The 13,231-nt window shown below is 70.1% G+C and carries 16 protein-coding genes; 4 read left to right on the forward strand and 12 right to left on the reverse strand.

Annotated elements, in window-relative coordinates; genetic code table 11:
- Positions 1–330 precede the first annotated feature (330 nt).
- Genes ETD86_RS46515 through ETD86_RS46525 form a run of 3 tightly spaced genes read left to right on the forward strand, consistent with a single transcriptional unit; the run spans position 331 to position 2,140 of the window.
- Positions 331–717, forward strand: a complete 387-nt coding sequence (locus ETD86_RS46515; protein ID WP_138673033.1) for a hypothetical protein — start codon at positions 331–333, stop codon at positions 715–717.
- The gene (locus ETD86_RS46520) at positions 656–1,183 is read left to right on the forward strand and encodes a hypothetical protein (protein WP_138673034.1); all 528 of its coding nucleotides are present in this window, start codon (positions 656–658) and stop codon (positions 1,181–1,183) included. The genes ETD86_RS46515 and ETD86_RS46520 overlap by 62 nt, the downstream gene beginning before the upstream one ends.
- Before the next feature lie 60 nt (positions 1,184–1,243).
- Complete coding sequence (locus ETD86_RS46525) at positions 1,244–2,140, forward strand: hypothetical protein (protein WP_138673035.1); 897 nt, start codon at positions 1,244–1,246, stop codon at positions 2,138–2,140.
- Positions 2,141–2,347: 207 nt separating this feature from the next.
- On the opposite strand, the gene ETD86_RS46530 is transcribed toward ETD86_RS46525, so the two are convergent.
- From ETD86_RS46530 to ETD86_RS46570, 9 genes are all read right to left on the reverse strand, one after another.
- The gene (locus ETD86_RS46530; protein WP_138673036.1) at positions 2,348–2,878 is read right to left on the reverse strand and encodes an NUDIX hydrolase; all 531 of its coding nucleotides are present in this window, start codon (positions 2,876–2,878) and stop codon (positions 2,348–2,350) included.
- Positions 2,879–2,977: 99 nt separating this feature from the next.
- Complete coding sequence (locus ETD86_RS46535; RefSeq protein ID WP_138673037.1) at positions 2,978–3,364, reverse strand: hypothetical protein; 387 nt, start codon at positions 3,362–3,364, stop codon at positions 2,978–2,980.
- A 118-nt stretch (positions 3,365–3,482) separates the two neighbouring features.
- Positions 3,483–4,835: a UDP-glucose dehydrogenase family protein gene (locus tag ETD86_RS46540; protein WP_246149327.1), complete on the reverse strand. Its 1,353-nt coding sequence runs from the start codon at positions 4,833–4,835 to the stop codon at positions 3,483–3,485.
- A 161-nt stretch (positions 4,836–4,996) separates the two neighbouring features.
- Complete coding sequence (locus ETD86_RS46545) at positions 4,997–5,815, reverse strand: aminoglycoside phosphotransferase family protein (protein WP_138673038.1); 819 nt, start codon at positions 5,813–5,815, stop codon at positions 4,997–4,999.
- A 142-nt stretch (positions 5,816–5,957) separates the two neighbouring features.
- Positions 5,958–6,995, reverse strand: coding sequence for a hypothetical protein (locus tag ETD86_RS46550; protein ID WP_138673039.1), 1,038 nt, complete (start codon positions 6,993–6,995; stop codon positions 5,958–5,960).
- Positions 6,995–7,309: a hypothetical protein gene (locus ETD86_RS46555; RefSeq protein ID WP_138673040.1), complete on the reverse strand. Its 315-nt coding sequence runs from the start codon at positions 7,307–7,309 to the stop codon at positions 6,995–6,997. Before ETD86_RS46555 ends, ETD86_RS46550 begins: the two co-directional genes overlap by 1 nt.
- Positions 7,310–7,559: 250 nt before the next feature.
- Positions 7,560–8,294, reverse strand: a complete 735-nt coding sequence (locus tag ETD86_RS46560; RefSeq protein WP_138673041.1) for a hypothetical protein — start codon at positions 8,292–8,294, stop codon at positions 7,560–7,562.
- A 264-nt stretch (positions 8,295–8,558) separates the two neighbouring features.
- The gene (locus ETD86_RS46565; protein ID WP_246149328.1) at positions 8,559–8,927 is read right to left on the reverse strand and encodes an ASCH domain-containing protein; all 369 of its coding nucleotides are present in this window, start codon (positions 8,925–8,927) and stop codon (positions 8,559–8,561) included.
- Complete coding sequence (locus ETD86_RS46570) at positions 8,924–9,961, reverse strand: phosphotransferase family protein (protein WP_138673042.1); 1,038 nt, start codon at positions 9,959–9,961, stop codon at positions 8,924–8,926. The genes ETD86_RS46565 and ETD86_RS46570 overlap by 4 nt, the downstream gene beginning before the upstream one ends.
- 294 nt (positions 9,962–10,255) lie before the next feature.
- On the opposite strand from ETD86_RS46570, the gene ETD86_RS46575 reads away from it, so the two are divergent.
- Complete coding sequence (locus ETD86_RS46575; RefSeq protein WP_138673043.1) at positions 10,256–10,864, forward strand: hypothetical protein; 609 nt, start codon at positions 10,256–10,258, stop codon at positions 10,862–10,864.
- 72 nt (positions 10,865–10,936) lie between these two features.
- Here ETD86_RS46575 and ETD86_RS46580 read toward each other — a convergent pair whose 3' ends face one another.
- The 3 genes from ETD86_RS46580 to ETD86_RS46590 form a co-directional block, all read right to left on the reverse strand.
- Positions 10,937–11,659: a hypothetical protein gene (locus tag ETD86_RS46580; RefSeq protein ID WP_138673044.1), complete on the reverse strand. Its 723-nt coding sequence runs from the start codon at positions 11,657–11,659 to the stop codon at positions 10,937–10,939.
- Positions 11,660–11,725: 66 nt separating this feature from the next.
- Complete coding sequence (locus tag ETD86_RS46585; protein WP_138673045.1) at positions 11,726–12,196, reverse strand: hypothetical protein; 471 nt, start codon at positions 12,194–12,196, stop codon at positions 11,726–11,728.
- 175 nt (positions 12,197–12,371) lie between these two features.
- Entirely contained in the window at positions 12,372–12,866 is a 495-nt protein-coding gene (locus tag ETD86_RS46590; RefSeq protein ID WP_138673046.1) for a hypothetical protein, read from the reverse strand.
- Positions 12,867–13,231 lie beyond the last annotated feature (365 nt).

Raw genomic sequence — 13,231 nt, forward strand, 5'->3', positions numbered from 1 at the left:
GCCCACCCCGGTCCGCGCTGATGCAATCCGCGGTGGCCGGCGATGCCGCGTCTGCTCTCCCGACATCACGCCGCCCACCCGGGGCACTGGACGCTTCACTGCTGGCGGCGGCCGCGACAGCTAACGGCGGCGCTTACCTGCGAGGACCATGCCACCTCGCGCCTCCCAGCGAGCACACCCTAGCGACGAGCTCCGCCGGGGGAAGGACTCCGCCGCCCGGCGGGCCCCCGTCGCCATCAGGTTGTCGCGTAGCGGGCCCGGCAGCGGATGCCGCGCTCGTGTTCGGACGAACTTCTGAAGGTGACGTCTTCCCAGAAGTACACTCCGACAGTGACCTCCAAGCATCGGGTCCTGGCCTGGTCACAACCCGCGGCGGCACCCTTGCAGAACACGGAGCCGGACCGGCGGCCAGACTCAGGACTGGGCCAGGTGACGTTCAAGCCCAGCGGCGCGATGCTCGTTCCACCCGCTCCCCGCGACCACGTCGGCCACCACGCCATCGTCGCCCCGCGCATCCGCAGCAGGACCGCCGTCAGCGTCGTCGAGACGGCCGGCCACGTCCGCTCAGACACGTTGCGCGTCCAAGGCCAGCCCGCCGACAAGCACCGCGCCGTACGCCACCTCACCGTCGATCGCCAGCAAGGGGAACGTGCCGATGACGACGCCCAACTCGCCGACTGGCACGCTGGCCGGTCGGCTGTCCACCCTGGCCAGTGACATCATCGCCGCCACCAAGGCCGACGGCCAGGCCGCGCCGGTCACCCTCGCTCACGCCTGCCGCGGCTTCGTCATCGCCGGCGCCGTCAGCGGCCTGCTCGACCAGTACGCCATACCCCGCCGCGATGCCTTCACCATCTGCGACGAGGCGTGCGACCGCACCGTCGCCATGCTGACCGAACTCCTCGGCGAGCACTTGCTGCGCCGCTACTCCCACGGCGCCCGCCGCGCCGATCTGGACACCATGCTCCGGCACGGCCAGAACGAACTCCTCGACGCCACACCCGAAGACATCGACGACATCGCCGCAGCGATGATCACACTCGCCGCCGCGCTGCGAGACGCCCTGGCCCCACTGCCAGACAACGAGAGCTTGCCGCCGACCACGCGCGGCGCCGCCCGGATGGCCGCCGACACCGCGGCCATCCTGCACTCCCACTACGGCGGAGACTCCGGCGGCTGGTGACCCATCGCGCACACGGTCTGCCATCCCCTGCCAGCCGGCCACGACAAGGAAGAGAGCGCGATGAGCACAAGTCCGCCGCCGGAGCAGACCCGAGACGACCTGCTGTATGCCGTACGAGCAGCCATCCACCTGCGCTTCGACGACAACGTTCCTCTCGAGGTGGACATCGCCGTCGAGCGCGAGGCCGTGCGCCAGGCGCTACGGGCGCAATCGGAGCGGGTCTGCCTGCACGTCGACCGTCTGCTCCAGCATGTCCGCGCCAACCCGGCACGGCTGGCCGCTATCCCCGGCGCCGCCGTCCAGCGCGTTGAGGAACTCCGCGCCAGGCAGTTCGACCCTGGCCGGATGCGCCGCTACCTGATCGCGGCCGAGCTCGCCGAACAGGCCCTGGCCCGCGTACGGGAGGCGGAAGCCGAACACGACCCCGACGCGCAGCGCGCCCTCGCCGACGAAGCCGGAAGTGACTGGTTCGACAGCATGGACGGCGAACCGTCCCCGCCCGGCCTGCTGGGCCGCCACCGGCTGCCGCGCCGGCTCGTCCGCCGCCTCAACCTGCGCTGGTGGTACCGGCGCTGGCAACGACGCACCGCCCAGCTCCGTCATCGCCCGGCCCACAACCCCGCCGACGCTGCCGAGTTCGTCCTTACCTGGCGCGATGAGCAGATCGGCAGCATCACCTATCAGGTCTGCCACGCCTGCCGGCAGGCGCTGGTGTGCAAAACCTCGGTCGGCGAGGAGCACCAAAACCTCGGCCTGGGGCGTCGGCTGGTGCTCACCGCCTACGCCACCGCGCCCGACTACGATTGGACCACCAGCCCCCAATACTCCACCGCTGAAGGCTTCTGGCAGCGCATGGCCCGCGCCACCGGCGCCAGCTATCGCGACGACCTGCACGCCCCCGCGACACGCTGCCCCCACATGGATCCCACTTCGCCCACCCTCGAACCGCTGTTCTGAACCGGCAACACAGCGATCATGGACACCGGCGGACACCAGTTCGCCCCGTCACCCAGCCGCCCGCCGAACCGGCCCGCACCCGGCCACGCCATGCCCGAGCGTCCGAACGGGTGGTCCAACTGGCTCGGCCGCCGCTCATGCGGAACGCAGGCCGCGTCAAGATCTGCGCAACACCCGGCGCCGCCCCGGGCCGCCCCGGACCTGTTGCTATTTCCAGGTGTAGTTTGCGTCCGTGATGGGCGGTAGGTGAGGATTACCGGTCGGCGCATCTGGGCTGGCCAGCGCGCTCACTGCCGCTCCGATGAGCGGGAACAGGGGCAAATGCTCGGCCCGCCTGTAGGGCACCCACTCGATAATCCCCAGCTCGGTGCTGCCGTCCGGCAGTTCGTCGTGCTCCACTGTCGCGAGCTGGGCGCGTACCTTCGGCGTGACGTGGCAGCGGAAGACCAGGTGGAGCTTGCGCGGAGACGGGGTAGGGCCGGGCCGGGTGACCATCTGGTCTTGGACCCAGCACAGTTCCGGCGGCGTCGCGTCGTTGGGATCGAGCCAGAGTTCCTCGGCAAGTTCCCGGCGTAGCGCGGCGAGAAGGCACTCCCCAGCTTTCACGCCGCCGCCGGGCGGCGTGTAATGCGAGCCGGACGGCCGATCACGGCGGATCAGCGCGACTTCGTCGCCACAGAACACGAGGGCGCCGACGCGGATCTTGACGCGGGAGAACGGCGTGGCCAGGTCGGTCATGCGGGCAGTCTCGCCCGATGCGGGCCAGGTTGTCTCGCGAACAGGTGGACCTACCGTCCGTAAACTGACGACCGCACGTCTCGCCCTCTGGCATCCCCGTCAGCTGGTGAGCACGTCATTCGCGATGCTGGAAAGGTCCTGCGCCTTCTGCGGAGTGACGAGCTCGGCGCTGTTGTCGCCGCAGATCCGATAGGAGTACGCGTTGCCTGTGGAGGCGCACACCCCGCTCACCTGGACCATGCCTTCCAGGTCCTCATCGCCTGTTTGATCATACAGATCGACTACCTCGACCACGTGCAGCACCGTCGGACCGCTGCCCTCGTTCGCTTCGAAGACCGTCATGCCCGGCTGCAGGTCGGCTTCCGCGCATGAGTCAGCCCAGTCGGGCAGTGCCGAAAGCCCTTTCGGCCAGCGCGCACCCAATGCCGCCTCGATCTCAGTCGCCGACACAACGCCTGCAGGCGCGGAGTTCTCCATGCTGGTCACACGCATCATCGTGGCCGAGGAGACGGTCACCCAGCCGCCGAACCGACGAAGGTTTACGCTTCGCGGGCTAGCGACAGGCGTCTAAAGGTCTTTAACAGGGATAGAAGACACGTCGCGCTCATGCGGCGCTGTGGGGAGGGCGTTGAGGTCGGCGGCCGAGTTGCCATACCTCCCACCCGGCGAGCAGCCACGGACCGGCGTCAACGGCGTTGCGGACGTCTACGAGCACCTTGCGGCGCACCAGCGCGGCCGCCTCGTCGGGCAGACCGGGGTCGTGGGTGAACTGCGGCCATTCGGTGCCGATCACCACCAGGTCGGCCGCCTGCAGGGCGTCATGGACGGTGTCGGCGTAGGAGAAGCCCGGGTGGAAGGCGCGGGCCGCGTCGAGGGCCTCGGGGTCGTAGATGACCGGTGCCGCGCCGCGCTCCACCAGTCGCTCTGCCAGCCGGAGCGCGGGCGAGTCACGCACGTCGGACGTGCCGGCCTTGAAGGAGGCGCCGAGGAAGGAGATCGGGCAGCCGTCGAGTGGGCCGCCGTTGGCCTTCTCCACCAGCTCGGCCGCGGCGCGGGCGCGGCCGTCGTTGACGTGCTCGACGGCGGTCAGGAGCCCGTGCGCGTCGCGGGCGCCGAGCTCGCCGACGCGGTGGGTGAACGCGCGCACGTCCTTGGGCAGGCAGCCGCCGCCATAGCCGATGCCGGGCCGCATGCCGCCGTGCCCGATCCGCTTGTCGATGCCGATCCCGTACGCGACGGTGTTGACGTCAGCGCCGGTGATCTCGCACACCTCGGCCATGGCGTTGATGAAGGAGATCTTTGTGGTGAGGAACGCGTTCGCGGCGCTCTTGAGCACCTCGGCCGTGGCCGGGTCGGTGACGATCAGTTCGACGTCCCCGCGGGCCAGGATGGGCGCGTACACCTCCTCGATCGCCGCCCGCGCCTTCGGGGTGGACAGCCCGGCGACGATCCGGTCAGGGCGCAGGGAGTCCTCGATGGCGTGCCCCTCGCGCAGGAACTCCGGGTTCCACACCAGGTCCACGCGGGCGGCGGACGCGAAGCGGTCGATGATCTGCTGGAGTCGGGCGGCGGTGCCGACCGTGACCGTGCTCTTGCCGACGATCGCGGCCGGCCGGGGCGGCAGCAGCGGCAGCAGGGCCTCGACCGCGCCGATCACCTGGCTGGTGTCGTAGCCGCGCCCGTCCGCCCGCAGAGGGGTGCCGACCGCGATGAAGTGCAGGTCCGCGAAGTCGGCGGCCTCGGCCATGCTGGTGCTGAAGCGGAGCCGGCCCGTGGCGGTGTGGGCCGCGAGCAGTTCGCCGAACCTGGCCTCGTAGAAGGGGGCAACGCCGGCGGCCAGCGCCTTGCACTTCTCGGGGTCGAGCTCGACGCCGATCACCTCGTGGCCGAGTTCGGCCATCGCGGCGGCATGAGGGGCGCCGAGGTGGCCGCAGCCGATCACGGATACGCGCATCATGATCCTGTTCGTCGGATTGGTCCTGCTGGCGCGCACAGTCGCGTGCGCCCCAGCAAGCTATCCCGAACGAGGGCGGCGGACGTGGACTTCAGGAAGCTGGGCCGATCATGAGGTTCAGCATGGTGCACCAGCCAGTGTCGCCGCAGGTACAGCGTGCGGCGTCAACTGAACAGTTGCAGGATCCTCTTCGCTTGACGTTCCAGCGTGCCTGCAGGGTTGTGCGGCGTTGCCGGCCCACCTGGGCCGAGCTGGAGAAACCAGCCCAGCGCGATCAGCCGGCGGAAGCCCAGCACCCTCTCAGCTTCTCCCGGCGCCAGGTCGATGTGGGGCACCAGCCAGTCGGCGTCCAACGAGCCGTCGATGTGAGAGATGTGTTCGCAGACCTCGCCGAGTTCGAAAGCGCGATCGCTACGGCCGGAGTCTTCCCAGTCGATCAGCCGCACACAGCGCTCGTGATCGTCCCACAGATAGTTGGCCCGATTCCCGTCCGCCAGGCCGAGGACAGGCGGCAGCGGGTTCGTGACGAGCTGGTCGGGAGCGGTCGAAGCCAGCCACGCGGTCCCCGCCCGAAACGCCTCTCGAACGAGAGGATCATCGCCGAGATCAGGCTGCTTGCGAGCCCAAGCCCGGGCCTTGGTCACTGCTGCTGCTGGCCCCCAGGGAGCGGGCTCGACGTCTGCCACCACATCGAATGGGATCTGATGCAGCCGGTGCAGGGCGGCGGCCATGGCCTGGACCTGTTCGCCGGTGGCGTGCTGACCGCGCAGGACGCAGCCGGGCAGCCTGCTCATCACGATCATCGGCGGGTGAGCGTCGAGCGCGGCTTCCACGGGTGTGGGCGCGAGGTCCGGCGCGTGTTCGGCCAGGAGGGTGAGCGCCTCCCATTCCCGGCGGGGCTCTCCTCTCCCCCACGACGTGTACCGCTTGACCACGACGACGTCGCCGATGTCGAGGCTGTGGGTGCATCGGCCGACCGCCATACGTCTGCTTCGCCCCTTCTGTCTCTCGGGCTGGAGGACAGCCCCCCATCCAGTCACTTCCCCAGGAAGGGAGGAGCTGAGATTACCGCAGGCCGCGCCGGTTATCAGGACTGAGATGAAGATCTGTCACCGACAGGAGAGGTCAACGCTCGCGCCCTCGCCCGCGTGCCGGGCAGAGCGAATCCGGTCGTCGGCTTCGGCTCGCGCCCTCGGCGCACGTGCTGCCCGAGCAGCTTTCGTCCGGCCGGTCCGGAAGCGGCGTGGTGGCCGGAGACAGGCCAGCGACAAACTGTTCGGGCCTGGCCACTGGATGAGTTGGCGCGCACGCGGTCACCTCGAATATCTCAGCCGCTTCCCTGCCCCGAATCTCCACCCGGCCGGTCGCGTACGCGGTCAGCGTGCGCGCCGTCAGGTTGTGCACGGCGGCCAGCCGGACCCGGTCGCGGATCTCGCCGCGTGCCTCCCAGCGGCCTGAGCGGCCCGGGTGCAGCCAGCCACCCGGCAGGTTCGAGCCCGGCCGGATCACGATGGACGGCGTCCTGCCAGGGATCGCCCGTGCGGTGAAGCCGTACACGAGCCTCCCCCCGTGACGGCGCAGCTCGGGAGGTACCGCGTGCGGCGGCAGGTCACCGGCTTCGAGCACGCACACGAAGTGCGGCGCATCCAACGCTTCCGCGATCTCCGCGCGCGCTCTCGGAAGCAGGTCGCCGACCGTCAGTCGCGGCAGGTACACGTAGGTGTGCCGATGCCGCGCGGTGCCAGCAGGCAGCATCCACGCTGCGATCTCCCGCAAGCTTCCGGCGCCGCCGCTGCCATGCTGTTCGGCGATCAGGGGACGCCGATCCTCGATGACAAGCCGCACCCCGTACACGGTCGCCCACCGCTCACCGGGCGCGACCGGCTCAAGGCTCGGCAGCGCCGCGGCGGGGTGCTGCCTGCGCAGGCCCTCGAAGTAGGCGCGCAGGGACTGCGCCTGCTCCGCGGTGATGACCTGCTCGACCGCCTCGCCGACCATGTCGGGCCACGACAAGCAGGCGACGTCGCGGCGCGCACGTACCTCCTGCAGCACCGGGTGGTCGTGCAGCCGCCCCATGATCGCCCGGCCGGCGGCCGCCGCGGCGTCGTCCACAAGCAGCCCCATCACGCTGGTGAGCAGGACGTGGAAGGCGTCACCGGACATCACGCCCTCCTGCGGCGGCGCATGCGGCGCAGAACCCGCCGCCGGTACATGACGTTGACCCGGCGCCGCTCAGGCCGTGGCCGCTCGTCCTCGAGGCAGCGTACGACGCACACACCACCATGGAGGACCCACGTCGTCATGATGGCCGGCAACCACTTCCTGACCGGCGGCTCAGCGCCGGCGTCGACCGGCCAGTACTCGATCCGTGCATCATCAGCGATACCGAGGCCGCACCAGGCCGCCTCGTCGCTCAGCGGGGTGCCCGGCGGCGCCCAGAGGATGCGGCTCCTGCCGGTCCTCCGGCTTGACGTCACGTCGGCCTCCGGCGTTGACGGCGGCGCCGAAGGCGGGCCCGGAGATGATAGCCCCGCCTCGCCCGCCGCACACGCCTTGGCACGTACGCAGGGCGCCAGCCGGGACATTCCTCATCCACCCGATCCGGATGACACCACCGACACCACATGTCCTTGCAGCGCAGACACTCAGGGCCGTTGGAGAACGCCCACGAATTCTCATGGGCAAACCAGTCGATCTCGCCATCCGCGTCACGTTTGAGGTAGTGCTTCAAGCCGCCCACCGCTCATCCCAGCGCGGCCACGCGGATCGATACGCTCCAGCGACGACGCGCAAGGTCGGGCACGGCCACCCGTCTCCGCCACACTCCTTGCACTGCTGCGCCCGCGTCGGCGGCGATCCCAGCACCTCACCCATCACCACCATCTCAACGCGGCCGTGCATGTCCAGGAGTTGCTGGTGGGCGGCTGCGTACGGTTCGCCGACCTCATCGGCGTGACCGAGGACGGCGCGCAGCCAGCGAGTGAACGCCTCCGTCGAGGCGGCCGCGTCGGCACCCAGCGGCGGAACCTCGTACACGGTCCCGGCGCGGCCGCAGTTCGCGCACCGCCCCGACGTCTCCGAGCTTGACGCCGGCACCGAACCCTGCCCATCGGCCACCACCAGAGCTTCGCCTTCACGAGCGAGCACGGCGCAGAACTCGCCCGGGCCGTGCTGAATGAACCCGGTCGTTGCCCCAGCTTTCGCCCGGCCCTGCTTCCGCAGCAGAGCATCGGCCGCCGGCGCGGCCGGCTGCCTGGCGTTGCGCGCTTGCGCACCGGCGAACCGGACGCTCTCCTCCGCGGCCACGGCCGCGCCCATAGCGAGCTTCTCGTACGAGAACGCGGCCATCGCTGCCGCGCTGGCGTCGAGCGCGTGCTGACGAGACCGGCGGTGGTACACGTTGGACACGGCCAGGGCGACCAAGCTGAGCACCAACACGAGCCAGGGAAGAAACGAAGGCATCCGGGGACCTCTCCACAAGGGGGAGAGGGAGCGTAGACGATAACGCCGCTTACGTCTCCGCGCAGGCTGAGCGCACTCCGCTCGCCGATCCGCAGTCTCGGCTCTCGGACTCCCGAAGCCCTCTTCCCGGCGGACCTGCGCGACCGGTAGCCCCGGTTCGTCGTGCGCCTGTTGTCAACGTTTGGAGCCCACCTTCGGGCACCCCCTGGACGCGGTCGGGGCCCGCTCGGCGCACACCCTGATCCGTTCCGGGGTGTGCTGGGGTTATGCGGTGGCGGGCCGGAGGAGTTCGATCTCGATGGCCAGCACGCCGAGCGCCTCCTTCTCGGGGCCGTAGATGCGGCGGATGTTGGCCAGCTGCTGTTCTCGGGGGCTGTCGGGGTTGACGTTGGCCGCGCCTTCGGCGTCGAGCATCTCCTCGAAGCTGGTGTAGCGGGCCACCCGCTTGACGCGGGTGAGGGCGTCGTCGCGGCCGCAGACGAACCGGATGTGATCACCGGCCTTGAGGTTGCGCAGGTTGGGGTACTGGACGCGGACCTCGATGGTTTTTCGGCCGGCGGCGACCAGGTCGAAGTAGCGGCGGTAGAGGTTCATCTCGCGGATGGTCATGACGCGGGCCAGCGGACGGGTCAAGCGACCGGTGAGGTCGCGTCGGCACGATGGCGGACCCAGGCGATCGCGGCCGTGGCGGCGTGACGCTGATAGGAACGCAGGTGGGGCACGCCCTCGGGAGCCGGTTGGCGGCTCATCCCGGTCCAGTAGCCGGCGTATGCGACCGCGTAGCTGGTGAGGACCTCGACGCCGGTCTTCTGCCACGCGGGTGTCTCGGCGAGGCACGACTCGGCGGCGGCGGGAGTGTGCCCGGCCATGATCAGGTGTGGTACGAGGTCGGCCACGTCCTGCCAGGACGCTCCGCGGGAGGCGCGAGCCCAGTCCACCACGGCGACGGTGCCGTCGACGGTGACGAGCAGGTTGTCGGGGCGGATGTCGCCGTGCACCAGTGTGGAGCCGTTGGCGTGCGCCCGCCAGAGCGTCTCCGCCTTGATCAGGTCGTTCAGGTGCCGGCGCTCCCACGCGCCCAGGTCGGCGGGCACCTGGCCGGCGATGAGGTCCCAGCCGTGCAGCCAGTCGCCCCGGGCGGTGGAGGAGGGCTCCACATCGAGGATCGGGCACGGAGTCAGGGCCTCGCTCATCGCGGCGACGGCGTTCACGACCCGGCTGATATCGGCGGAGCCGGGCGTCAGGTCGGGGTGGCGGCCGTCGACATTGTCGAAGACGAGCACCACCCATGCGCCGGTCGTCGCGGTCCAGCGCAGGCGCGGCGCCGGGGTAGCCAGCGGCAGGCGGGCGGCGGTATGGCCTTCGTGCCGGTAGACCTCGGCCAGCGGGTGCGTGGCGGGGACCGCCTTGACGAACACGGCGGTGCCGTCGGCCAGGCGGAGCTGGGCGGCGATGCCGGGGGTGAATCCGCCGCCCTGGTCGGCGACGGACGCGATCGGCGCGGGCAGCTGCTCGGCGACCGCGTGGCGAACGGGCTCGGGCAGGGTCTGCCAGGCTGGACGGACCGCGGTACGGCCGAGCGGTGGAGGTGACGGCGAAGACGACGAGGACGGCGAAGGCGTGGGCATGGTGGCCTCGAATGCGGCGAGCGGGAGTGTGGACAGCACGTCACGCCGGTGCGGGAGAGGACTGTAGTCCTGCTTGTTACTCCCGCCCGGCGCTGATAGCTCGCCGAAGCCGCTCGGTCACATGAGTCACCCTAGCGTGCCCGGGCCGGCCATGCGGTCCCGGGCACTGCCGACCGCCATAGCCCGGCTGGCCGGGAGCGACCGGCGACGCTACGGTCACCCAGCAAATCGAACACGTGAACTAGTCCGGCTCGTGAGGGCTGACTGGCGCTCGAACAACCCGGGGGGCACATGACCAGCATCAACGTCGATCAGACCTGTACCACAGAGCCGGTGACCATCACCGTCACCTGCGGATGCCAGTCCGTCGAGCCGGAGCCTCCTGCTGCGGCGCCGCGCCTCAGTGAACTGGACCTGCACGGGTACACGTGCGCCACCGTGCTCCCGCCGTACATCACCCGGACGGCCCGCGTGGCCGCTGCCCTGTTCGGCGTCTCTGCCGTTCTGCCCGCCGGTGCCAGCATCGCCAGCGTCGGCGTCGCCGTCGCCAACCCGGCCATCGGTGACGCGTTCACGGAGTCCCGGCTGGGCGTGTACGTGGGCGGCATCCCGGAGCTGGTCGCCAAGAGCGACCACAAGGCCAACCTGTACACCTTCGGCGGCTGGCGCTGGGCACCTCTGAACAAGACGGTCACCCCCGCGGACGAAGACCGCGTCATCTGGCTAGTTGCCCAGATCCCGCTGTTCTCCAGCTCCCAGCCGGACTTCGCCGCCGCAGGCGGAGACGCCTCCAGCCTGCTCAACGGCTCCCGTTACCGCAGTGTGATCGTGAAGGAGGCCGTCGAGCTGCCCCCGATGTTCGACGGCGACGCCGTCCCGTTCACGCCTCGAGGCGACCTGATCGCCATGGCCGCCACGGACTACGGCGTCGTCCAGCCATAACGAAACGCCGACGGCAGCGGCCCCGCCATCACGAAGGAGCTGGGCCGCTGCCAGCGGGATTCCGTCAGGCCGTCAGCTCGGCGGGCAGGAACGCGGTACCCGGCCGGCACCTGCGGCATGCCGCTCACAGCCCGGATGCGGGAAGGTCGCGAGGTCTGGGACGTGGCCGATGTCGCTGGCGGTGCCGACGTCGGCGATCGTGACGCAGAGGCCGTTGCAGGCTCGCGGTTCGGCCGTGCCTTGCGGGTCGTTAAGCGCGGAAGCGGGCATGCTGAGCCGGCGGGCCAGGGCCAGAGCGGCGGTCCAGTCATGGCGGACCCGGCCGCGGTCATCGACCACGACGCGCCTACGGTCCGGCCCCGTCAGCCCGGGCCCGGCGTACTGCTCGGAGGCGTCGTGGTCCTCCATGGCGTCAGCGATGGGTTCCAGCAGGGCGGTGATGGGGTCGGCCAGGTCGGGGCCAGTGAGGACGATCCACAGCGCCAGCCGGGCATCGAGCGGGCCTGCGATGAACATGGACTCGTACCACGCCTCCTCGCGGTCGTGGACGTACCGATGGTGGGCGACCAGGGCCTGGCCAGGATTCTTGACGGCCGGTTCGGTTCCCGGGCCTTGCGAGATTTCGCCGATGATGGACGGCGGACTCGGGTCCGGCTGAACGTGGGCCACGCCGTACCAGGGAAGCCATTCCTGCCCATGGCCGGTCACGGTGGCCTCGCGAGCAGCTGCGGCCCGCTCCCGCCAGGTGGCCAGAGCGGCGCGGATCTCGAAGGCTGGGGAGAGCTTGACGATCACGGTGTTGTCTCCAGTGCGACTGCCTGCCCCGCGCGTGCGGACGGGCAGAGCGGGCGGTGGGCGAAGTCAGGAGGCGTCGGGCAACTGGACGCCGGACGCGATCAAGTGCCGGGCCAGTGCCACGAGGTCGCTGTCGCCGAAGTCATGCATCATGACGGCGAGCTTCTCCACCTGAGCGGGATCGGGCTGGTTACGAGCTGCGATCGCGGCAGTCATGAGGACTTCGCCGGCTACGAGAGCGTCCTCCCAAATCCAGCGGATGCGGCGCGGTATGCCATCAACGTGCTGGATGAGGACGACTTCGCGCGTGCCCAGGTCGATACCGACCTCGCCGCCCGGCACCTTGGCGGAAGCGAAGCCCGGGATGGGGGTGGCCGCGTCGAGGACGATCATGTCGCCGCGGGTGGCGATCTCCGCGTGAAGGTCGGCAACCTCCTGACGGAGCGGGCAGTCGGCGCTGCGTGCCCATGGATCGGCGTCGTGCAGGCAGGCGTGCTTGGACTCGGTCTGCTGTTGATGGTCGAGCAGGCGGCCCACGGCGGCGTGAAAACGTATGAGCAGCTCACCGTTCAGGAGGCTGCGCAGGCTTTTGTCGGGCTGAGAGTCCATGGTTCTCCTCGCGTAGGCCCGCCCGGCGTGAGCCGGGCGGACGAGGGCTGATTGGATCCGGGCGTGGGTGTGAACGGCTTGGCTCGGCCGACCAGCTCTGCCGCTACGGCAGGTACGGGTCGAGCAAGGGCTGCTGCACGCCGCTGAGCAGCGCGGCCATGCGTGACAGCTCATGCTCCAGAACCTGGCTGCGCCCAGCCTTGTCGCCGCCGAACATCTCGATCTGAGATGCCGTCGCCGGCCGCAGGACGTACGCGAACTCCCCGGAGGGGCGCCCAGCGGCGGCGATGCGGGCACGCTGCCTCTCCGGGTGGCCGGGCAGCTTCACATAGTCCTCAACGACGATCGCGACAGCAACCAGCCTGGGCGCCGGCGCCGGCCTGTCGTAGTAGGCGGCAGCTATGACCTGCCGGTACGTGCGGACACTGTCATAGACCGTGCCGCGCAGATGCCACGACTCCACCGGCACCGGGCGTGCCTCGTACCGGTTGTCGCTCGGCGCCGGAGTCAGGAGGTACAAGGCCGGCGGCCGCTCCCAGCCGTCGCGGTCGTGGCGTTCCTCCAGATGGATGAGTGAATGTGTGAGGGCGTTGATCATGGGTCCTCTTGGGGACAAGGGGGCTAGCGCGGGCGCCGGGAGTGGCTCACCGCTTTCCCGATCATACGCATAAAAACATCCAGTAGTGTTAATTAACTGTGTCGTAAGCCCTGCCGAGCGTGGGCGCGGCTGGTGTTGGGGGTGTCTGTGGACGTAACCCGGACCCCTTATCCCCGGTGGGCCAGGTGTAGGTGAGGAGACACTTCCCTTCGCGGGCGCGGGCGCCAGCGGGAGGGGCGGCGAGCTGGGCGGCGTTGCCGGCGCGGTCGGCAAGCGGCGGCCGGGTGGATGGGCAGCCGGGCGGCGAGCGGCGGCCGCGCCGGGTGGCGCGCAGGCGGCCGGGCGGGCGACGGGCAGCGGAGGGT

Origin of the sequence: Nonomuraea turkmeniaca (assembly GCF_005889735.1) — a bacterium.
Lineage (GTDB): Bacteria > Actinomycetota > Actinomycetes > Streptosporangiales > Streptosporangiaceae > Nonomuraea > Nonomuraea turkmeniaca.

Coding starts and splice junctions, on each gene's coding strand:
- ETD86_RS46520 (WP_138673034.1), top strand. CDS start 656: ATGACGACGCCCAACTCGCCGACTGGCACGCTGGCCGGTCGGCTGTCC.
- ETD86_RS46525 (WP_138673035.1), top strand. CDS start 1,244: ATGAGCACAAGTCCGCCGCCGGAGCAGACCCGAGACGACCTGCTGTAT.
- ETD86_RS46530 (WP_138673036.1), bottom strand. CDS start 2,878: ATGACCGACCTGGCCACGCCGTTCTCCCGCGTCAAGATCCGCGTCGGC.
- ETD86_RS46540 (WP_246149327.1), bottom strand. CDS start 4,835: ATGATGCGCGTATCCGTGATCGGCTGCGGCCACCTCGGCGCCCCTCAT.
- ETD86_RS46545 (WP_138673038.1), bottom strand. CDS start 5,815: ATGGCGGTCGGCCGATGCACCCACAGCCTCGACATCGGCGACGTCGTC.
- ETD86_RS46550 (WP_138673039.1), bottom strand. CDS start 6,995: ATGTCCGGTGACGCCTTCCACGTCCTGCTCACCAGCGTGATGGGGCTG.
- ETD86_RS46560 (WP_138673041.1), bottom strand. CDS start 8,294: ATGCCTTCGTTTCTTCCCTGGCTCGTGTTGGTGCTCAGCTTGGTCGCC.
- ETD86_RS46590 (WP_138673046.1), bottom strand. CDS start 12,866: ATGATCAACGCCCTCACACATTCACTCATCCATCTGGAGGAACGCCAC.